The sequence below is a fragment of the Ohtaekwangia koreensis genome (assembly GCF_900167975.1).
In the GTDB taxonomy this organism is placed as follows: domain Bacteria; phylum Bacteroidota; class Bacteroidia; order Cytophagales; family Cyclobacteriaceae; genus Ohtaekwangia; species Ohtaekwangia koreensis.
The window spans coordinates 2,302,269-2,322,144 of record NZ_FUZU01000001.1 but is presented as its reverse complement, the minus strand read 5'-3'; the positions used below and the strand labels follow the sequence as shown (position 1 = coordinate 2,322,144).

The following is a 19,876-nucleotide window of genomic DNA, read 5'->3' as shown; positions in this document are numbered from 1 at the left end:
CGTAAGATTGCTCATGCAATCACGCGTAATTCCCATTTTCAGAATATCAGAATACATCCAAGCCATTGAATATAGCATTCAATGGCTTGCTTTTTCTATAGACCGCGAACATACTGGCAGCGCTGATTGCTATAGACCGGCATCAAAAGAAGCTATAACGTTTCATCGGACACAGCACCATGTACATTTCATTCCCCACACTGGTGTTTCAATTGAGTATAGCGGCCTCCTCCAATATTATAAAGACTTTATCACGAAACACTATAGAAACAACAGACCAGAAGCACGGAACGCTTTTTGGAATGCAATCAGAAAGAAGGTAACCAACCCGTTCTATACTAAATTTTTATTCAGCGAATCCTATACATCAAACGCATGACCATACAGAAGAACATAAGCCTCACCTCATTCAATACATTTGGACTGCAGGCAACAGCAAAGGAATTCACAACAATTCAATCTATCGAAGATGCGCAAGCACTGCTGACCTCTGATATATTTAAAAATCAGCCGGTATTGATATTGGGTGGAGGCAGTAACATACTGCTTACTAAAAATTTTGACGGACTTGTGGTGAAAGTAGAGATCAAAGGGAAAGAAGTTATCCACAATGATGATGAAAATGTATTGCTAAAGGTTGGTGCCGGAGAGAACTGGCATGAGTTAGTGATGTATTGTGTTGATAAAAACTTAGGTGGAATAGAAAATCTTTCATTGATACCCGGCACGATGGGTGCTGCACCGATGCAAAACATTGGTGCGTATGGAGTAGAGATTAAAGATGTAGTAGAGTCGGTTGAAGCGATCGAGATAAGTACAGGTAAGGTGAAAACTTTTTCAAATGCTGACTGTAACTTCGGTTATCGTGAAAGTATTTTTAAGCAAGAGGCAAAAAATAAATTTTTTATTTCAAGTGTTACTTTAAGACTTTCAAAAAAAAATCATCGCTTCAATTGTAGCTATGGTGCGGTGAATGAAACGATGACGACACTCGGTTATGATACACCTTCAGTGCGTGCGATCAGTGAAGCAGTGATCCATATTCGAAGAAGTAAATTACCGGATCCATCGGTGATTGGTAATGCCGGAAGCTTCTTTAAAAATCCAACTATAGATGCAGACGCCTATGCATTACTAAAAAAAACATACCCGGATATTCCTGGCTATATCGCGGGAAACGCAATGTTTAAAGTACCTGCAGCGTGGTTGATAGAAAAATGTGGATGGAAAGGAAAGCGCTTCGATAACATTGGTGTTCATCAACATCAGGCACTTGTGTTAGTAAACTATGGTGGTGGTGACGGAAAAAAAATATGGCAACTTGCAATGGATATACAGGCAAGTGTAAAAGAAAAATTCAACATCACACTTCATCCTGAAGTGAATGTTATAGAGTAAAGTTGATATAATATTTATGCGATCAACATCATCATCACTGCATCAACTCATGTTGATGATCACTTTATCACTCGTGAAAATTTATTGCTTCGAAAAATTTTTCACGAAAATTTTTGTAGATAAATTTTTTGTTACTACTTTTCGTATAGTTTAAACATAAAATTAAAAACGCTATGGCAAAATCAGCGAAGAAAGCGGCAAAGAAGTCTGCAAAAAAGACTGCTAAAAAAGCTGCTAAGAAGAAGAAGTAATTAGGTTTGACCTAAGAAACTTTGCGAAGGGAAGTAAATTGGATTTACTTCCCTTTCGTTTTTATTACACTTTACCTTTCATGTGCGTCCATCATCTTTCACGCACATCTATAACGCCACCGCTATCTTCTTTTTACTATAATTCATTCTATACAACGGCTGATACACTGTTTTTCACTTGTACACGCTGATTTTATGTCTCATTGAAATTTCTATTGGTGAGTATAGATCGTTCAGCACCGCTTAAATGTATTAACGCATTGACGATACAATCACTCTTCATCCTCAGAGAGATCGTGAAGTGTGAATCGACTACATCCATGATTATATAATTAAACACCTTGCTCGTATGCGACTCGTGCATCACCGAACGATCATCCTAAAAGATGTACTATTCCTGCATGATGTAAACATTTTAGAATCATCCATAGTCGCTATAAAACTCCAATCAACGTGTGGTAACTTCATGCTTTAAGGTTCTGATCGCTATTTTTATCCTCTTCTCACACTCGGTTGCGTAAATTTTATCCACATGATACTTGTCTTACGCTTACATCACTCGTAACTTTCTCGTGTTAAATCAACAAACAACATTACCATTATGGCAAAAGCAACTGCGAAAACTGAAACGAAAGCTCCGGCAAAGACAGCCACTACAAAAACTAAAACTACTCCTGCTGCTGTGTATGACATTGAAGCGGCAAGTGATGAAGCATTAAAGAAACTTCAGGAGTTGGGAATTGAACAACAACTTCAATCGGATTTGGAGTGGTGCCTTGGAAGTTACCGTCATGATAAAAATCCTACAGGCCTATATGAAGTATTGGGACGCACGTTAACGGTGTTCAATGCAGAGAAAGCAAAGAAGACAAAAGGAATTACCGTTAAGTTAATTGGAGAGCTTGAAAAAGCACTGAAGATTCAGTAGCGGGTTCTTCTTTATATCATATGAGTTACATTGGTCAGTAGCTTATTAAATCTTTCCACCTCTACCCCAAACTTCCGAAGGAAATCTACTCCTTCATCGGAAGCGATTCCTTTGTGCTCTGCATACGAGTTGAGATATATTACTTTGCGGATGCCCATGGAATAAATAATCCGTGAGCATGCAAGGCACGGTGAAAGCGTTATATAAAGCGTAGCACCATCAACAGAGGTTTTATTTTTTACTGCATATAGAATAGCATTCTGCTCTGCATGCAACGCGAGCGAGCATCCACCTTTTGAATCGCGCGGGCAACCAACGTCTGCCCACTCCTCATCACAGTTATGTGTGCCTGCCGGCGGACCGTTGTATCCTATAGAAATAATACGGGTATCTTTTGCCAGTACAGCTCCTACATGGCGCTTAATACAATGTGAACGCTTGGCGAGATTAACGGCCAGCTCCATATAGATATCATCAAAATCAGGACGTAACATGTGCGCAAAAATAGAATATAGAAAGGAGAATTTAGAATTTTGAAAAGAAGCGATTCCAAAGTCTCCTCCTATAAACACTTTTGCCAACGGCGATCAAACTAATAATCTCCGGCTACTTTTCGTTTATCAAGTGCAGCGTTATTGAATTTCGGCAATGAAGAAGGCACTTGTGTTAATCCTGTTGTATCGGTGAGTGTATGTATGAACGCTATAATCTGTCGCTGTTCTTTTTTAGTAAGATTAAGTTTATCGGAGGGTAATGTTTGATTGAAAAGCTGCACGCCAATGCCTGCGCCTCCTCCCCGATTATAAAAATCCATAACTTCTTCCAGCGTTTTAAAAACTCCGTTGTGCATATAGGGTGCCGTTAATGCAGCATTGCGTACAGTAGGAGTTTTAAAAGCATGCTGATAAAGCTTCCGCGTATAGGCATTGTATTTACCAAGGTCTGTATCAGCAACAGCATGTATTGTGTCAGCCATTGCAGGAACACCCAACACTTCCGATTCTGTTTCAGTATACTGTGGTGGAACCGATCCATTGAACAAGGGAAGAAAATGACAAGTCGCGCATTTCGCCTTTCCCATAAAAAGATTGAACCCTGAAACTTCATCTTCTGAAAGTATAGCTTGTTCGCCCCGCATATACTGATCAAAACGTGAATTAAGTCCAGACAACGTACGGATATAGGCAGCGAGCGATGTCTGTATGCTACGTTTGTCAATCACAACGCTATCACCAAACGCTTTTTTAAACATGTCAACATATTCTTTATTCATCGCGATCTTCCTGGAAGACGCTTCTACATCGCCATGCATTTCATTGGGATTGCTCATCACATCGGTTACCTGATCTTCAATGAAGTGAACACGCTGATCCCAGAATTGAGATTTCTGATATGCAGAGTTGATCAAGGTTGGAGCATTGCGTAAAACTTCGTGGCTGGAATTAAACGCTATACTTTTAATCGCGCCATCCGAAAAAGCTTTGGATGGTGAATGACAGGATGCGCATGCCCGCGTGTTGTTTCCGGAAAGCACAGGATCGAAGAATAACATTTTACCAAGTCTGGCAACTTCGGGCTTGAGGTTACGATTATAGGCTGGTGAAAAGAAATTCACATCGAATACATCTGCGCTAAAAAACAAAGGCTTGTCCATTTTTACTGCGCTGATCCATTTGTTATTCGGAATTTTTAATGCTTGCTGATACTCATATACTGCAGATGATAACGGGTTGAGATATTGGCGAATGAACACCGCGCGATTGAATGAATCAAAATCCTGCTGTGTATCTAAATAACTATAGGCGCTTTGAAAGATTTTTTCCATCCGCCTCTGAAGCGATACGTTATCAGATGCCTGATCGCTATAGCACGAAAGAATTGTTTCGACACCTCTCAAACTGGATTTTGCTTCGGCTATAGTTTGAAATGATACCGGTGAGTCGAAACCTGAGATGCCCAAGCTCATGATGGTGAGTATCTCCAATCGAATTGACTCAAATACATTTGCATTATTCAGTGCATTGCTCCTCACGGTATATTTGAGATTATTCAGAATGGCTTTTAAGGCGAGCACATTCTGCTGAAGTGTGTCACGTTGTATTACACCGGCATATAAATCTTCTTCGATCACTTGGAAGCCTGTCGGGATGAGCACCTTGTCATCATATTCTTCCGTTTTTAAAAGTGCGGGGCCATTGATTCGCTCGTTCTCTTCCGGGAAATAGAAAACGACCAGCGACTCTATCTTTTTAAAATGATGCCGGGCTTTGGCAAAATATTTTTTTAATTCTTCAGGAGATGATGCTGCATCTGCGTTAGCCAGAAGACCTATTGTATAATCGAGTGAATCAGCCTGAGAAATAAAAAACTCATTTACTTTTTCTATTGGCTGAGCGGGTTGTTGTTGACTACAGCTGATCAGGGAAAATATCAGCAGACCGGTTATTGATATAAAAATGATTCGTTGCATAAGAGACTACTATAAAAAACTGCCCGGTGGTATTCCGGGCAGTTTAAAAACACGCTACAAAAAAAATTAACGAGGCAAGCCGCGAAGCACAACGATCTGGCTGCCCTCATCGAAAGATGTAGCCAGTGAACCACCGTCTACGCCTTTGAACTGAGGAGACTTCCAGGTATGAGGCTGTATATTGAGTATAAATGTATTGGGGATACCAAGTATATCGGATACATCAAGCATAGCACCGTATTCCCACGCACCATAGTTAGATTTTCCATAGATAGCTTCCGCGTCAGCTTGTCCACGGAAGTGATTCAATTCAAACACTTTTTTCAATGCACCCGTGCTTAAGTTATACTGGTATAAATACGCATCATGATCGATACCGCTATATTGATTCGGATCTTCCTGTATATAGGCGTAGTTCGTTGTTACAAGAATGTTATCAGGATCCTGGAAAGTACCTGCCTTTCCTTCACGATCATCACCATCCAAAACCAAGGTTAAAGTTCCTTTCAACGGATCGGCTGCATCGAGCACGAGTTTATATACACGACCGTATTTCGTGCGATCTGAGTTACCATCCTGACCCGTTACATTGAAATAGATTTCTCTGCCAACGCCATCCTTACGATAATCAATATCTTCAACACGTCCGAATGCAATTGATTTTAGTGCAGTAGACGCTGCGTTGGTTTGTGCACCAGTGATCGTTTTATGATCATCGATCTTCACGAACTCAACACTCACCGGAGTGTTCTCTACTATATCTACTTCGCGTGTATTCAAATCCACACGTCTCATAACATAAGCACTTCCGTTCTCAAGATCACCCACGGTGTTTGATAAATATAGCGCAAGCTGACCACCGTCTGTTCCGGAGTCATCATCTCCGATCAGAATAATTGTTTTCCCTGCATAAGCAGTTTTCGGCAATGGCACTGCATTTTCTGCAGCCCATCTTCCAAGACCAGGAAGAAAATTAGGAACGGTGGGCGTTGCTGCTGCAAGCGGATTCAATCCGTGAATTTGCGCACTGCTGTTTTCACTACAGGTAAGAAACAACGGACCGAAGCCGTGTTCTTCCGGAGTAGCCAAAGTAGCAGAGCAAAGTCTTTTCTGTCCGCCATCCGAGTTCAAAATATATTCTCCTTTAACAGGACGAAATGTTTTGTCGAATGTTAATCGCGATACAGCAATGTTATCTTCGTTGTTCACCAACATCACAAAGCCGTCCGTAGTTTTGAGTAGACCAGCACCATCTGCTGCTCCACCAAATATATAGGAAGGAGATTCCGGCAAGTAATCAGCACTGCCGATCAATGAAAATGTTTCCACACTTTCAAAGCCCGGAAGTTTCTTAAGAAATGTAGATGTAGTTGAGTGATTCATGAGTACAACCTGGTTTGCATCCTCACCATCATCGCCTGTATCACCTTTATCGCCCGCATCTCCTTTGTCTCCTTGTGGACCAACATCTCCTTGTGGACCTTCACACGCTGTAAAGGCTAATGTTGTGGCCATCAGCAGGCACATAATTTTTGTAAATGTCTTTTTCATGTATGGAATAAATGATTGTTTTTTGGGTATCGAAATTTAGACCCCGTGTAATACCTGAATATCAATCATCTTTTATCAGCGTGTTAAAATTTAGTATAGGGCGTGATGGATCAATATTTCAAAAACTAATTCGCTATGAAGAAGTTAGCACACTGAATAACCATGACAAGCATTAAGAAATTGAAACGCCTGTGTTAACCTGTAGATGAATTCTAAATTATTATCTTTAAACCCGATGACGCGATATCTTTTCACACTTTTCTGTCTGGCATTTTTCATTTCAGGTTGGTCGCAAGTGATCAAAGAAAGAAGTAGTCCTGTGGATATAATTTCCATGCGCTATAAAGAGTCGTATGTGAAGATCACTTACTCGCAGCCATCGAAAAAAGGCCGTGAGATTTTTGGTAAACTTATACCCTTTGGAAAAGAGTGGAGCCCCGGAGCAAATGAGGCCACGGAAATAACACTCACTAAAGATCTAACCTTGAAGGGCTTCCTGGTAAAAGCGGGGACGTATACAATCTTTACCATTCCTGAAAAAGATAAGTGGACCATCATTATCAATAAAGATGTAGGGCTCTTTGGCTCCTATAATTATAATCCGAAACAAGATCTGATTCGTTTTGATGTACCCGTGCACTCTACGGGAGATCTTGTATACGAGCCACTCACCATGAAATTTGACCAGAGAAACGATGTGGCAGACCTTTTGATAATGTGGGATAGGACGATGATCACTATTCCAATTAAGTTTATAAATTAATCACATGATCCGGTACATATTCTCTGCCCTACTCCTGCTTTTGGCTTCTTCCACATATGCTCAAAATATTCAGGAACTTGAAAAACGAAATGGTTTTAAAGACATTGAGTTGGGTTCAATGGCTGATTCCGTAAAGGGCTCCAAAGTAAAAAAGGAGTTCAAGGAAAAAGATCTTTACCCTGCCAAGCTATATACTGTGGAGCACCCCGATTATGAAAAGATCGGTGAAGTAAGAGTAAAGGAGATTGAATTGAAATCCTATAAAGACCTGATCTATGAGATCAAGGTACTGACGGATAAAGATCCACGCCTGATGAAAGCACTCGAATCACTTTTCGGCAAAGCCGATTATGATATGAAGAACCAGTTATACTTCTGGAAGAGTGACCGTATCATTCTGAAATTCAAAGCCACCGGGAAAAATTTCCTGGAGCTTGAATATTCTTCACCTGTGGTACGCAATATGATGAAGGATGATAAAGAACAAAAAGTAGATGATATCGCTAACGACTTATAATAAACCAGACCAATATGCAAAAAGCTAATCAGTTATTGATCGCACTCGCGTTCATCAGTGCCGGTAATCTTGCCTACGCACAAGAACAACAAAGTAAAAAAACTCCAGAGTCAACAGAAATATGGGAGCCACAGCCACGTGTTATCACTCCTGCTGAAAAAGTTGGTGATGCGCCTTCCGATGCAACCGTATTGTTTGATGGTAAATCATTTGATAACTGGGTAACCATTGATGGCACTGCTCCGAAGTGGACACTTAAAGATGGTGCTATGACTGTTGCTGCCGGTGCGAAGGACATTAAGACGAAAAAAGAATTCGGTGACTTCCAGCTTCATGTAGAGTGGCGTTCTCCTGCAGAAGTTGATCCTAAACAAACTGGTCAGGGTCGTGGCAACAGCGGTATATTTCTGCAAGAGCGTTACGAAGTACAGGTACTCGACAACTACAACAACAAAACTTACGCTAACGGACAGGCAAGTTCTATATACAAGCAACATATACCTTTGATAAATGCTTGCCGCAAGCCAGGCGAATGGCAAGTGTATGAGATCTTCTTTACAGCACCACGCTTTAACAGCGAAGGCCGCGTAATCTCTCCGGCATACGTGACGGTTACACACAACGGTATATTATCACTGAACCACGTGGCCGTTTGGGGACCTACCGAATATATAGGTTTACCAGTATATAAAGCCTACGAAAAAGGCCCGATCCGTTTACAGGATCATGGCAACGCTGTGAGCTTCAGAAATATTTGGATACGTGAGTTGTGAGAATTGGCCTCATCCCAGCCCTTCTCCAAAGGAGAAGGCTTTAAAAGTCCCTCTCCTTTGGAGAGGGACTTAGGGTGAGACTAAAAACATTTTATTACACACCTTAAAAAAATATCCCTCATGAAAAAATTACTCTTCTTCGCGCTTGTTATATTTCTGCAATGCAGATCTACTGAGAATAATTCCAGTGTAGCGAACCTGGAAAATACATACTGGAAGCTGGCAGAGATGAACGGCATGCCGGTAATGACACCTGACAACGCTAAAGAAGTACATTTTGTATTGAGCAGCGAGGGTAACGAAAAACGAATTAAAGGATTTGCAGGATGCAACGGCCTCGGTGGTAATTATACTGTGGATGGCGACAAAATAAAATTCACCACCATGACCACAAAGATGGCATGCGACCGGTTGGATGTTGAAAACTTTCTGACCAAGACATTGGAGTCTGCCACTACATATAAAATTAATGGTGAAACGTTGGAACTATACGAAGGTGAGACACTACTGGCCACTTTTCAATCGGTATATCTCAAATAGGTTTCTTGTGCAGGCTTAGTTGATTACGCTTCGACCAGCGCGTATATACATAGAGCACTACAATAAATATCAGCAACGCAATGAACTGCGAGTGCGACAGGTAATCTTTGATTATAAAGCCGCGCGCAATATCACCTCTGAAAAATTCAAGGGCGTAACGACCAATTGCATAGAGTAATAAATAGGTAAGAAACAGCTGTCCATAAAATTTCCTTCTTCCGCGCAGGAACAGCAATACCAGCATTACCAGGAATATATACCCTGACTCATACAATTGGGTGGGATGAAGTGGAACACCTTTTGGATTTGCATGACAGGCCGGGTCTGTAAATATAGCACCCCATGGAGCATCCGTTGGTAGACCGTAACAACATCCCGCCATGAAACACCCAAGCCTTCCGAACATGTGCACAAGACATGTGGTGATGGCCATGATATCAAGCATGGCATAGGTTGGTAGCTTTTGTTTTCGGAAGAACCATAGCATTGTCGGGACGGCCAACAAAAAAGATCCATAAAAAACAAAACCTCTCCCACCCAATAACTTACCGGGATGTGCTATATAATAAGAAGCATCTTCGAAGAAGAGCAGTGCTTTGCCGCCCACGAATGCTGCAATAAAAATCAAAAGAAATAAAGAGTTGGCCTGATCGAATGTAAGCCCCACTTCTTTCTTGCCCCGAACAACCATATAAGCAACCCCTGCGATCGCTCCGATGGCGATCATGAAACCATAGCTGTAAACAGAGATCCCTCCTATTTCAAACAAGACAGGATGCATAGCAGATTCGTTGAGCCGAAGTTTAAATGATTAACTACTGAATTCCCAACTTGGTTAACAGCGCTTTATCAATCGCTGCTTTTGGAACCACGAGGCTTACGGTGTTAATAGCAAAGTATGCTTCCGACACATGTATATATCCCTTGAACGGACCGTATTCGCCCCAGGAATTCTTCACCATAAAAAACTTCTTACCGGTTTTTGATTTCTCCAGACCGACAAGATGCATGAGGTGATCATCCTGTGTAGTCAGATTTTCATAGAGTGTCTGCCGAAATGTTTGATTATACTTCATCTCTTCATCGTCAGGAGAAACGGTGGCCGGTATCTTTCCGTCTTTCCATTGCAATATATAGCCATCCTTCTGGCGGAAGTATTCATTGCTCACATCGGCATCCCACATAATAGAATATCCTTGCTCGACTGCACGCTCGGTGACACGAATCATTTCGTCTAGCGGAAGATTATAGTAGGAGCCATTCAAAAAATTATCAGGTGCTTCGAGAATGAATGAAGTATAGAATGGATGATGACTGAACGAAGTGATGTTCACATAGTCGTCTGCCTTGAAATGTAAAACCTCTGCAGCAAAGCTCTTGGGTGTAAATTGACGCTCGCGATACGTAAAGGTCTCCGGTGCTTTACCCAGATGTTCATCGAGTATATTTTGAAATCCTTTCATCCAGTCTACCGGAACAGGTCTTGTTTTTAACAAACTATCGAGGTAAGATTTCAACTGTGCATCAAGCTTACCATGATCATGTTTTTTCTGACCAAGGTTCAATCCCGAGTAAACGCTTTCCGGTACGGCCCCATAGGTAGCCATAGCACGAATAACATCATGTCCTAAACCACCCGGACCAAACTGGGCAGCGCCTTGCCGAAGCATATAGTTGCGGGCCTTCTCGGTATATATATTGCGCACCGTAAACATCTCTGAAAGATCAAACGTACCATACCCATTATGAATAGTCTGTGATTCCACCAGCGATGTAGTTGAAAAACTCCAGCATGTACCTGTGTTCGCCTGATTTTTAACCGGTGTACTTTCTATTTTTTTAACAACCGTTAATAATGCTTCATCCGGTGCAGGCTGCGCCATGATGCAGGATATACCTGCCATCAATATTATACCGAGACTGAGAATCCTTTTCATATCGTGTAGGGTAAGTTTATTCTTCGTTGCTGCAAACCAGTATAGCTTCTTCTTCCAAGTTCGCATTTTTTAATCACAAAACGTCATCTTCGTAAACTTTACTGGCGTGGCAAACCTTGCAGTATAATTGAAGGTTGATATACATCAACCCTTATAGGAAATACGATAGATCACATTTGCTTTATCATCGGAAACCAGCATCGATCCATCCGGAAGCACGAGTACATCTACCGGACGGCCCCACTCCTTTTGAGTTGCTTCATCAAGCCATCCGCTGGCAAACAATTCATGACTGGTTACTTTGTTATTCTGCAGTTTAACAAGTGTGACGTTATACCCACTTTTCTTGGAGCGATTCCATGAACCATGTTCTGCGACAAAGATCTGGTTCTTGTATGCTACCGGGAATGAACTGCCGGTATAAAATCTTAACCCTAGAGGCGCAACGTGTGGCCCGAGTTTATCAGCAGGTGCTGTAAATTCTGAGCATGGATGTTTATCACCAAACTCCGGATCTTTGATCGATCCTTCATGGCAATATGGATAGCCGAAGTGCATTCCTTTTTTAGGAGCTACATTTAACTCGCAGGAAGGTTTATCATCGCCCAGCATATCGCGACCGTTGTCTGTAAACCAAAGTTCTTTTGTTTGTGGATGCCATGTAAATCCAACGGTATTGCGAACGCCTCTCGCAAAAACTTCGCGACCCGATCCATCTGCATTCAGGCGTGTTATACTCGCATATATTTCGTCTTTCGATTCGCAGATGTTGCACGGTGCACCAACGGGTACATATAGTTTTCCATCAGGACCAAACGCTATAAACTTCCAGCCGTGATGTGATTCTGTCGGATAATTATCAGCGATCACCGTTGGCGCAGGAGGATTATCCAGTTTAGATTCAATGCCGGTATATTTAGTGATCTTGCTGATCTCTGCTACATATAGGTTGCCATCTTTAAACGCAACACCATTCGGCATATTTAGTCCCGATGCAATGACCCATTTTTTATCGGCTATAAAATCACCATTGGTATCTTTTACAGCATATACCTTATCCTTATCACGATTGCCTACATATACTACACCAGAAGGACTCAACGCCATGGAGCGTGCATTCTCCACTTCAGCATATACTGCAATTTTGAAACCCGCTGGTAGCTTGATCTTATCCAATGGTAACGTTGCAGCGTAGTCTGTTATGGCCGGAGCACTGACATCACGGCCGTTAACGCCCTTGTCGCCTGTAGGGTCAGTAGAACTCGAATTGCTGCAGGCAAGCATCAGCCCGAGCATCAAAACAGGAGTTGAAATAATCGATCTCATAAATTCATAATCGTTAAAAACGTGTGAAAATTAAGGGTTTTCGTCCTCAGAATGGATGTTGATTATGTAAGTGGCAAAATTTCAATGCCCATCTCATTTTAAATTCCGGAAATGCTGTAAATACTGATTATTTTTGCGCCCGATTCAAGAAGGTACCAGCATGCAAAGTGGCTGTGCCTTGATCGAGGGGAATTAGCAATTATGATATCCATCACCAATCTTTCTTATTACATCGGAGGCCGCGCGCTTTACGAAAATGCCAATATGTTTGTGAAGCCGAAAGACAAAATCGGTTTGATCGGATTGAATGGCCGCGGAAAATCCACATTATTGAAAATCATTAATGGTGAATATAAAATTGATGGTGGTTCGATCAGCAAAAGCAATGAGTGTACAATCGGCTTTCTTAACCAGGATCTTCTCTCCTATCAAACTGAGGATTCTATCCTCACCGTTGCTATGGGAGCGTTCAAGGAAGTAGTAGAAATAGAACGCCAGTTAGAAGTCATCATCAAAAAGCTGGAAGAAGAATATTCAGACGATCTCGTTGAGAAACTCTCGAAGCTTCAGGAAAAGTATGATCACCTCGATGGCTATACGGTGCAATCAAAAGCAGAAGAAGTATTGGAAGGTATAGGATTCCTGACAGGAGATTTACATCGACCGCTGAAAGAATTTTCCGGAGGATGGCGCATGCGTGTAATGCTCGCTAAACTTCTCCTTGAAAAACCATCGCTGTTGATGCTCGATGAACCAACCAACCACTTGGATTTACCTTCGATAGAATGGGTAGAAAATTACTTACGGAATTATGATGGTGCTGTGATCATTGTTTCTCACGATCGTACTTTCCTTGACAATGTTATTACCAAGACGGTTGATGTTACACAACAGCAACTCATTACCTATGAAGGAAATTATTCTTTCTATTTACAAGAGAAAGAAATGCGCCAGGAAATTCAGCAAGGTGCCTATGAGAATCAACAACAAAAGATTAAACAGACCGAACGTTTTATAGAGCGCTTCAAAGCGAAGGCATCGAAATCACGTCAGGTTCAATCACGCGTTAAGGCATTGGAGAAACTTGACATGATAGAAGAAGTAGTGGATGATAGCGCTGCTGTTAATTTCCGTTTCAAGTTCAAGCAGCAGCCCGGCCGCTATATCATTACGCTCAACAATATATCCAAGGCTTATGGCCCCGTGGAGATCTTAAAGAATACATCGATCTCCATTGAACGTGGTGATAAAATCGCTTTGATTGGAGCAAACGGAAAAGGTAAATCTACTTTATTAAGAATTGTTGCCGGAGAAGATGAAGTTGAAGGAGAACGTATCATGGGTTACAATGTGATCCGCGCGTTCTATGCACAGCATCAATTGGAATCACTAAAAGTTGATAATGAAATATTGGAAGAACTGGTGCAGGCTGGTTCGGGTAAAACAGACCAGGAGCTACGAAATGTACTGGGATGTTTTCTCTTTACAGATGAAGATGTATTCAAGAAGATCAAAGTATTATCAGGTGGAGAGAAATCGCGTGTAGCGTTGGCAAAGACGTTGATCTCGGAAGCTAACTTTTTACTCCTCGATGAACCTACCAACCACTTGGATTTTATTTCCGAGAATATACTTATTCAGGCATTGCAGCAATATCTCGGAAGCTTTGTAGTGGTGTCTCACAATCGTCACTTTGTAAGTCAGATCGCGAACAAGATCTGGTATATAGAAGACAAACAGATCAAGGAATACCCGGGCACTTACGATGAGTATGAGCACTGGCGCAAAAAGAATGAAGCAGCCGGTGTAAAATCAGAACCACCCAAGCAAAAGAAACCAGAACCTGAAGTAAAGCAAAAACCACAGACGCCAAGCAATGACGCCAAGCGTAAGACGCTTGAAAAAGATTTGAAGAAAGTAGAAGAGCTCATTGGACAGCTAGAAGAGCGTAAGACAAAACTGGAGCATGAACTTGCCACACCGGAAGTGTTCAGCAACCCGGCAAAGCTCAAAGAGACTCAGGCTATATTTAAGAAAGCAGAGGAAGAGTTAGCTACTGCCAATAAAAAGTGGGAAGAGATCGCTACCGCGATAGACGAGCTCAGCTAGGCGTGTTATAGTATATGTTTAAAATCATATACCGGCCGGATATTCTCTGAAAAATATGCGCCCAATGAATCTGCATTCATAAACACTTCATATACCTCCACAGGTACTTTAAAGTACTGGTATACTTCACGGGTTTGAAATTCTACTTCCAGGATTTGATGTTCTTCATCATACCCTACTGATTTAAAAGTGGAAGATGTAACCCGGCTTCGAAGCATACGGATACAATCTTAAAAATAAATGCCTGGAATAACTACGAAGAGGGTGAACAACCTCGGGAGGGAAAAAGGATGCCGGTAGAAACGACCCGGCATCCGTCTCTAAAAACTAACCTTTACCCATGGTGGTACCAGTCGTTCCTTCCTGGCACACCAGTATTTTTAATGCAGCGTGCTGCTGACATCTTTTAACCTCTGTATTTTTGATGGAGTATAGTATCGACTCAGTACGATCGCTATCTGATATAGCCTGCTATACTAATTTAAACCAAAGCCAATCTGCACTATAAATCGTTCCATGTCGCGTTGCACAGTGGTTTTCGGAGGATCTAACTCTCCGGAAGAATCCCACCAATATATAGGGCTATAGCTATACTTTATTCGTTGAAATTTATACCCGGAGCTGATGTATATGCTGAATTTATTCGCCTTAATTCTATATCCGATCAAGCCACTGAAAGTCTTTCCTTTTCCTCTCTCATACTCCTGGTAATCCTCACGTTCAGCAGTGTGATACGCAATCGAATAGCCGCCATTCACCTGCACAAAAAATGAATTCTGTTTGATACGCACGAAGTCATACGATACACTGCCCAAGATTGGAAGAACACGCCAGTCGGTATAGCCTTCATAACCCGTCCCTAGACCAACCGCCAAACGATTATAGCGGATGCCGTGGATCGTAGTGATGGAAGTATAACTTCCATTTCCTTTTTTACCCAACAAAGCACCGGCAAGAAAACTGTTCGTATACCGGATTTTCTTTTTATCACTAGAAGAAATCGTATCTGATTGACCTCGCGCAGAAAGTGCAGCCATGAAGAGGCAAGCCGTTAAGAATATTCTATTCTTCATTCGAGACAACGATATGACTGAGCAGTTTTATATTCTTTGGATCCGCATAGTCGTATTGAAAGAGTCCATCCTCTCCGATCATCATCAATACATTGTTAAAAGGAATCGCATCGTATGCGTTTATATTCTGATAATGCGCCAGTTGTTTCGAATCAATCGCATTTATATCCGAAGCATCGTATACTTTTAAACCGGCATCACCATCACAGATAAACAGTGTCTCATTATCTTTCCCAAGTCCATGCGGATTGGTCATTGAATACGTTTTTATCAACTGAGGAGATTGCAGGTTGGTGATATCTATAACTTCCAGTTGGTTGGTAAATCCCTGACAAGTTGTTCCTGAACGAAGTGTGACGTATGCATAATTACCATCGACAACAACCGGATCGCAGCTTCGTACGTGCGCATAGGTACTAACCAATGAAGGCGTAGCAGGCGTAGACACATTGAATATATACATGCCGCTGCTCGAGCCTATAAAGAGATTCTCGCCATAAGGGAAAATTGTCTCTATATCTCCGTTGACATAAGTCTTTGTTTTTGCTATCGGATTTTTTCCATCTGTAATGTCTACCGGTTGCAGATTGCCTGCATCCAATGTATAGAGGTAATCCTGATTGATTGTAAAGCGCGCCATAGAGCCGCCAACTCCGGGGCCAGAGCCGTTCCCCGGAGCGATGGCTGCGCTCTTATCAAAAGTCACATTACTAGCTAACGCTATACCTTCACTGTAATATATACCGCCCCATGTCTGTATATTGGCTTCACAGTCTGACTGCTGTATCGAAACATCTTTTGTCTCGGCCCAGTCAGTCACTACTCCTTTTTCAGCATCTGTATAGAAACCGAGGCTGTTATAATTACTAAATACATTTTCAATGCGGTTTACTTCCGTGATATTTTCCAAAGATGCTATATCGAGCACTACGAGATCTATATAACTATCAGCATATAGCAAGTCGCCTTTAATCGCCAGTTCAAAACTACCTGGAATCGTAATAAAACTTTTGTTAACCGGTGCAGACGGATTATGATTATCAATAATGTGAATACCTTTGCCAGGCTCATTCACAAAAAGAAACCCGCCTTTATAATAGATCTTACCAACACTTTTAATCGGTTCAGGAGCCGTCACCGCTACACTAGCGCGCAACTCATCCAACGTAGTATAAACAGGTTTGTAATATGTATACTCGTTGGTTACTTCACATTTGTCTGTACACCCTTCAAGCAGAACACTTAATCCGAGAAGGCTTGTTAGAAAAAGTAAAGCATACAGCGAAACATGAATTCGCTTCTGAAGTCTTCTCTCTAAAGTGTCCATAACAGTTCAGGGTTTGTTTGAGGGTTAGACCCTCCTCCTCATGAAAAGGTTGGAACCTTAGTGAAAAATATAACGAAAACGTAATCCGACATCAAAGGTCAACGGCATGGCCGTTATCGGCTGATCAGATTTATAAATAGAATTGAAAGGATAACGCAGCCCCGGATTCAGCGACAACCGGTAATGTTGTCCAAACTTATAACTGAACTCTGTGCCTACCAACCCGCTGAAATTAAGTGAACGGTAAGGTGAATCAGCACCACTGCCTTGCGTGGTCTTGCTCACATTATCACTCTCGGGAGTAAGTGTATTTTGCAGGAACATATCGGTTGATATACCTCCGTTGAGCTGAACGCCAAAACGTTTATTCACAACAAGGTATCCAGCCTGTAAAGGTATACTTACAAATTGAACATTATTATTTATAGTATACGGAGCAGTGGATACGATTTTGCTGTCAGCTTCACTCATCATACTGTTTACATTCGGAGCGCTGAAGTTTGTAAAATCGGAAGTACCTACTGCATTAGCGGTATAGTCAGATGCCTGCGTCATATAGTTTACACCGCCTTGTACCACCCATCGTTTTGATATACGTGTCCCCAGGCTTATGCCTACTGTATACGCAGATCCTGAAGCTTTCGCTTGTTGGGTCGCTGCACTATTCGCAGCAAAAGATTGCGCCGAAGAAGGCGATACAGTTGAATTCACCGTATTAAAACTACCAGCAGCAAATCCCACGGATGTCCAAAGTTTTTCAGTGTTATTCTTCTCTTCTTTCTTTTGTTCTTCTAGTACATTTTTCTCCTGCTGATCAAGACGCGCCAGCATCACCATCAGCGGATCTTCCTGAGGAGCCAGTTTCGTAGCATCAAAATCAGCAGGCTTATTCATTCGCGCTGGTAATTTATTCACACTAGCATTGGAAGCAACCGATGTTGACTTGGATATAGCACCAAACTCTCCGGAAGTATTTCCGTAACGCGTAAACGGATTGATATCGATAGCACCACTTGTGTTGTTTGCACTTTCAGATGAAGCAACGGGTTGTCTATCTTCCGTTAATGATGAGGCATTTTTATTTTGAGTATCCGCTATAGCGTTCTTATCGTTTGCAGGTGTCGCAGTATTATTCGCCAGAGTCTGCTGGGATGTATTATCACCAGCTTTATTTATACCGTTAGCATTGTTTACTTCGTTTTTATTCACCAATGCAATTGAGCCTTGCTTGTCAGTTGATGTAGATGTTTGATTCTTACCTTGAGCATCTACAACTGCGTTATTTCCATTGGCAGAATTTTTAGCTATATACTGAGAATCATTCACTGCAATGTTGTTGGCTTCATTCACCTTATCAGCGGAAGCGATTGTCTTTTCATTTGCTGTATTATTCTGATTGGTTTTATCCGAAGCTATTGCTGTGTTGGGATCATTTTTCTTGGAAGTATATCCATCTGATTTCGTTGCTTTGTCAAGAGTAGAAGCATCTCTCAGACGCTCGTTTGTTGCGTTATTCTGTTTCGCATTTTTAGAATCTATAGCAGCATCTGCTATAGTGTTCTTCTGAGTATATTTTTCAGATGTGCTTGCTTCATCTGCTACTGCTGGACTTATTTCACCAGGAGAAGCTGCGTTGTTTTTATTGCTTTTGTCACCACGTTGTTTCGGGCTTAACCCAGCAACGGACTGTTGATCATTTTCAGATGCATTAGAATTCCGTTCCTGTGAAACAGAGGAAGAAGAACTTGCACTATTACCATCGAATGCGTTGTCAGGTTCTACAGATATACCTTTTGAATCAGATTGATCTTGTGAAGATGACTCATTGCCAGACAAAGCCGAGTCGTTACGCTCTTCTGTTGCATTACCTTCTTCAGTACCATTGTTACCGTTAGTCGTATTGGACTTGCCACGGTCCTCTAATGCAGGAGTTTGATTTAAAGCAAACTGTCCATTGTTCTGGTGTTCATTCTGAACTACATAATATCCTATACCGGCTACACACATAGCGAAAGCTACAGATGCAGCGGCCAGAAGCTTGTAGAAAAATACTCTACGCTTCATCTTGTCTCCCTCTGCTTTCTCAAGATCAAGCTCGATGTTCGTCCACACATTTTCTGTGGGACTTACTTCGGCTTCCTTGAAAGCATCCTGGAACGAATCTTCAAATTTTCGACTCTCCATATCGTTCGTAATACGTTGACTCCTTTAATAATCGTTGCTGCAATAAACTCTTGGCACGAGCAAACTGCGACTTCGATGTACCTTCTGATATACCGAGTTGTTCGGCTATTTCTTTATGACTAAATCCTTCAATGGCAAACATGTTAAAGACGATCTGACAGCCTGGAGGCAAGGCTTGTATCATTTCGAGTAACTGGGTAAAGTGTATTCCGGAAATACTAACTTCTTCTTCCGGTAAGTTGGTCTCTTCAATATCGACCATGGGTAAGAGATAAAGTTTTTTCCGGTTGGCGTTAAGCGCAGTATTCACCATGATCCGGGTTATCCAGGTTTCCAGTTTCGAATCTCCTCTGAAATTCTCTATCCCCTGAAATACTTTCACAAATGCCTCCTGCAGAATGTCTTCTGCTTCAGCTGTTGTTTTCGAATAACGTAAGCAAACCACCAGCATTTTTCGGCAATACCGATCGTACAAAGCTCGTTGAGAAGCCCTGCTACCTTTTCGGCATCCTTCTATAAGCTCGCTTTCGTTGAGCATTAATCCGATAATCCGGCCATTTTGAATTTAGACACTATCTGAAACTAAAAAGTTGGAATGGTAACAAAGTCATGAATTCCTGGCTATAAAACGAAGTCTGAAGAGAGCCAGCCGGTATTTTGCTTTGATTTTACCAAATTCTTTTTTCCTTTGCCTCTTGATCGAAGCCCACGGCAATTAAACCTGTTTTG

The 19,876-nt window shown here is 41.7% G+C and carries 19 protein-coding genes; 8 read left to right on the top strand and 11 right to left on the bottom strand.

Annotated features, from left to right (window positions below):
- Nucleotides 1–13 precede the first annotated feature (13 nt).
- The 3 genes from B5Y40_RS09385 (at nucleotide 14) to B5Y40_RS09375 (ending at nucleotide 2,577) form a co-directional block, all read left to right on the top strand.
- Entirely contained in the window at nucleotides 14–379 is a 366-nt protein-coding gene (locus B5Y40_RS09385) for a glyoxalase superfamily protein (protein WP_079686420.1), read from the top strand.
- On the top strand, nucleotides 376–1,398 hold the full coding sequence (gene murB / locus B5Y40_RS09380; protein ID WP_079686419.1) for a UDP-N-acetylmuramate dehydrogenase: 1,023 nt from the start codon (nucleotides 376–378) through the stop codon (nucleotides 1,396–1,398). Before B5Y40_RS09385 ends, murB begins: the two co-directional genes overlap by 4 nt.
- 852 nt (nucleotides 1,399–2,250) lie before the next feature.
- On the top strand, nucleotides 2,251–2,577 hold the full coding sequence (locus B5Y40_RS09375; protein ID WP_079686418.1) for a hypothetical protein: 327 nt from the start codon (nucleotides 2,251–2,253) through the stop codon (nucleotides 2,575–2,577).
- Nucleotides 2,578–2,588: 11 nt separating this feature from the next.
- Here the strand turns inward: B5Y40_RS09375 and B5Y40_RS09370 are convergent, their stop codons facing one another.
- The 3 genes from B5Y40_RS09370 to B5Y40_RS09360 all read right to left on the bottom strand — a co-directional run bounded on the left by B5Y40_RS09370 (nucleotide 2,589) and on the right by B5Y40_RS09360 (nucleotide 6,598).
- Nucleotides 2,589–3,071, bottom strand: a complete 483-nt coding sequence (locus B5Y40_RS09370) for a deoxycytidylate deaminase (protein ID WP_079686417.1) — start codon at nucleotides 3,069–3,071, stop codon at nucleotides 2,589–2,591.
- A gap of 98 nt (nucleotides 3,072–3,169) precedes the next feature.
- A complete protein-coding gene (locus tag B5Y40_RS09365) occupies nucleotides 3,170–5,047 on the bottom strand; it encodes a cytochrome c peroxidase (RefSeq protein WP_079686416.1) in 1,878 nt (625 codons plus the stop codon).
- 66 nt (nucleotides 5,048–5,113) lie between these two features.
- Nucleotides 5,114–6,598 (bottom strand): hypothetical protein, encoded by a 1,485-nt coding sequence (locus B5Y40_RS09360; protein WP_079686415.1) that lies wholly within the window; start codon nucleotides 6,596–6,598, stop codon nucleotides 5,114–5,116.
- Nucleotides 6,599–6,833: 235 nt separating this feature from the next.
- Here B5Y40_RS09360 and B5Y40_RS09355 point away from each other — a divergent pair, with 235 nt between their 5' ends.
- The 4 genes from B5Y40_RS09355 (at nucleotide 6,834) to B5Y40_RS09340 (ending at nucleotide 9,191) form a co-directional block, all read left to right on the top strand.
- Nucleotides 6,834–7,361, top strand: coding sequence for a DUF2911 domain-containing protein (locus B5Y40_RS09355; RefSeq protein WP_143785675.1), 528 nt, complete (start codon nucleotides 6,834–6,836; stop codon nucleotides 7,359–7,361).
- A 4-nt stretch (nucleotides 7,362–7,365) separates the two neighbouring features.
- Nucleotides 7,366–7,878, top strand: coding sequence for a hypothetical protein (locus B5Y40_RS09350; protein ID WP_079686413.1), 513 nt, complete (start codon nucleotides 7,366–7,368; stop codon nucleotides 7,876–7,878).
- A 14-nt stretch (nucleotides 7,879–7,892) separates the two neighbouring features.
- Nucleotides 7,893–8,651 carry a 3-keto-disaccharide hydrolase gene (locus tag B5Y40_RS09345; protein ID WP_079686412.1) on the top strand — a complete coding sequence of 253 codons (759 nt, stop codon included), beginning with the start codon at nucleotides 7,893–7,895 and terminating at the stop codon, nucleotides 8,649–8,651.
- 120 nt (nucleotides 8,652–8,771) lie between these two features.
- On the top strand, nucleotides 8,772–9,191 hold the full coding sequence (locus B5Y40_RS09340) for an META domain-containing protein (protein ID WP_079686411.1): 420 nt from the start codon (nucleotides 8,772–8,774) through the stop codon (nucleotides 9,189–9,191).
- On the opposite strand, the gene lgt is transcribed toward B5Y40_RS09340, so the two are convergent.
- The 3 genes from lgt to B5Y40_RS09325 form a co-directional block, all read right to left on the bottom strand.
- Entirely contained in the window at nucleotides 9,184–9,972 is a 789-nt protein-coding gene (gene lgt, locus B5Y40_RS09335) for a prolipoprotein diacylglyceryl transferase (protein WP_079686410.1), read from the bottom strand. The genes B5Y40_RS09340 and lgt overlap by 8 nt on opposite strands.
- Nucleotides 9,973–10,006: 34 nt before the next feature.
- The gene (locus B5Y40_RS09330; RefSeq protein ID WP_143785674.1) at nucleotides 10,007–11,194 is read right to left on the bottom strand and encodes a C1 family peptidase; all 1,188 of its coding nucleotides are present in this window, start codon (nucleotides 11,192–11,194) and stop codon (nucleotides 10,007–10,009) included.
- 78 nt (nucleotides 11,195–11,272) lie between these two features.
- Complete coding sequence (locus B5Y40_RS09325) at nucleotides 11,273–12,454, bottom strand: PQQ-dependent sugar dehydrogenase (protein WP_079686409.1); 1,182 nt, start codon at nucleotides 12,452–12,454, stop codon at nucleotides 11,273–11,275.
- Nucleotides 12,455–12,655: 201 nt separating this feature from the next.
- On the opposite strand from B5Y40_RS09325, the gene B5Y40_RS09320 reads away from it, so the two are divergent.
- Nucleotides 12,656–14,563: an ABC-F family ATP-binding cassette domain-containing protein gene (locus B5Y40_RS09320; protein ID WP_079686408.1), complete on the top strand. Its 1,908-nt coding sequence runs from the start codon at nucleotides 12,656–12,658 to the stop codon at nucleotides 14,561–14,563.
- 5 nt (nucleotides 14,564–14,568) lie between these two features.
- Here B5Y40_RS09320 and B5Y40_RS09315 read toward each other — a convergent pair whose 3' ends face one another.
- The 5 genes from B5Y40_RS09315 to B5Y40_RS09295 form a co-directional block, all read right to left on the bottom strand.
- The gene (locus B5Y40_RS09315; RefSeq protein ID WP_079686407.1) at nucleotides 14,569–14,781 is read right to left on the bottom strand and encodes a KTSC domain-containing protein; all 213 of its coding nucleotides are present in this window, start codon (nucleotides 14,779–14,781) and stop codon (nucleotides 14,569–14,571) included.
- 258 nt (nucleotides 14,782–15,039) lie between these two features.
- Nucleotides 15,040–15,636 (bottom strand): hypothetical protein, encoded by a 597-nt coding sequence (locus B5Y40_RS09310; protein ID WP_143785673.1) that lies wholly within the window; start codon nucleotides 15,634–15,636, stop codon nucleotides 15,040–15,042.
- Nucleotides 15,626–16,963 (bottom strand): LVIVD repeat-containing protein, encoded by a 1,338-nt coding sequence (locus tag B5Y40_RS09305; RefSeq protein WP_079686405.1) that lies wholly within the window; start codon nucleotides 16,961–16,963, stop codon nucleotides 15,626–15,628. The genes B5Y40_RS09310 and B5Y40_RS09305 overlap by 11 nt, the downstream gene beginning before the upstream one ends.
- Nucleotides 16,964–17,020: 57 nt before the next feature.
- Entirely contained in the window at nucleotides 17,021–19,147 is a 2,127-nt protein-coding gene (locus B5Y40_RS09300) for an outer membrane beta-barrel protein (protein ID WP_079686404.1), read from the bottom strand.
- A complete protein-coding gene (locus B5Y40_RS09295; protein ID WP_079686403.1) occupies nucleotides 19,128–19,685 on the bottom strand; it encodes an RNA polymerase sigma factor in 558 nt (185 codons plus the stop codon). The genes B5Y40_RS09300 and B5Y40_RS09295 overlap by 20 nt, the downstream gene beginning before the upstream one ends.
- Between the last annotated feature and the right edge of the window lie 191 nt (nucleotides 19,686–19,876).

What these genes read in the sequence shown, in the direction of transcription:
- B5Y40_RS09375 (WP_079686418.1), top strand. Translation starts at nt 2,251, where the DNA reads ATGGCAAAAGCAACTGCGAAAACTGAAACGAAAGCTCCGGCAAAGACA.
- B5Y40_RS09360 (WP_079686415.1), bottom strand. Translation starts at nt 6,598, where the DNA reads ATGAAAAAGACATTTACAAAAATTATGTGCCTGCTGATGGCCACAACA.
- B5Y40_RS09295 (WP_079686403.1), bottom strand. Translation starts at nt 19,685, where the DNA reads ATGCTCAACGAAAGCGAGCTTATAGAAGGATGCCGAAAAGGTAGCAGG.
- lgt (WP_079686410.1), bottom strand. Translation starts at nt 9,972, where the DNA reads ATGCATCCTGTCTTGTTTGAAATAGGAGGGATCTCTGTTTACAGCTAT.
- B5Y40_RS09345 (WP_079686412.1), top strand. Translation starts at nt 7,893, where the DNA reads ATGCAAAAAGCTAATCAGTTATTGATCGCACTCGCGTTCATCAGTGCC.
- B5Y40_RS09350 (WP_079686413.1), top strand. Translation starts at nt 7,366, where the DNA reads ATGATCCGGTACATATTCTCTGCCCTACTCCTGCTTTTGGCTTCTTCC.
- B5Y40_RS09315 (WP_079686407.1), bottom strand. Translation starts at nt 14,781, where the DNA reads ATGCTTCGAAGCCGGGTTACATCTTCCACTTTTAAATCAGTAGGGTAT.
- B5Y40_RS09305 (WP_079686405.1), bottom strand. Translation starts at nt 16,963, where the DNA reads ATGGACACTTTAGAGAGAAGACTTCAGAAGCGAATTCATGTTTCGCTG.
- B5Y40_RS09330 (WP_143785674.1), bottom strand. Translation starts at nt 11,194, where the DNA reads ATGCGAACTTGGAAGAAGAAGCTATACTGGTTTGCAGCAACGAAGAAT.
- B5Y40_RS09320 (WP_079686408.1), top strand. Translation starts at nt 12,656, where the DNA reads ATGATATCCATCACCAATCTTTCTTATTACATCGGAGGCCGCGCGCTT.
- B5Y40_RS09325 (WP_079686409.1), bottom strand. Translation starts at nt 12,454, where the DNA reads ATGAGATCGATTATTTCAACTCCTGTTTTGATGCTCGGGCTGATGCTT.
- B5Y40_RS09300 (WP_079686404.1), bottom strand. Translation starts at nt 19,147, where the DNA reads ATGGAGAGTCGAAAATTTGAAGATTCGTTCCAGGATGCTTTCAAGGAA.
- B5Y40_RS09340 (WP_079686411.1), top strand. Translation starts at nt 8,772, where the DNA reads ATGAAAAAATTACTCTTCTTCGCGCTTGTTATATTTCTGCAATGCAGA.
- murB (WP_079686419.1), top strand. Translation starts at nt 376, where the DNA reads ATGACCATACAGAAGAACATAAGCCTCACCTCATTCAATACATTTGGA.
- B5Y40_RS09310 (WP_143785673.1), bottom strand. Translation starts at nt 15,636, where the DNA reads ATGAAGAATAGAATATTCTTAACGGCTTGCCTCTTCATGGCTGCACTT.
- B5Y40_RS09355 (WP_143785675.1), top strand. Translation starts at nt 6,834, where the DNA reads ATGACGCGATATCTTTTCACACTTTTCTGTCTGGCATTTTTCATTTCA.
- B5Y40_RS09385 (WP_079686420.1), top strand. Translation starts at nt 14, where the DNA reads ATGCAATCACGCGTAATTCCCATTTTCAGAATATCAGAATACATCCAA.
- B5Y40_RS09365 (WP_079686416.1), bottom strand. Translation starts at nt 5,047, where the DNA reads ATGCAACGAATCATTTTTATATCAATAACCGGTCTGCTGATATTTTCC.
- B5Y40_RS09370 (WP_079686417.1), bottom strand. Translation starts at nt 3,071, where the DNA reads ATGTTACGTCCTGATTTTGATGATATCTATATGGAGCTGGCCGTTAAT.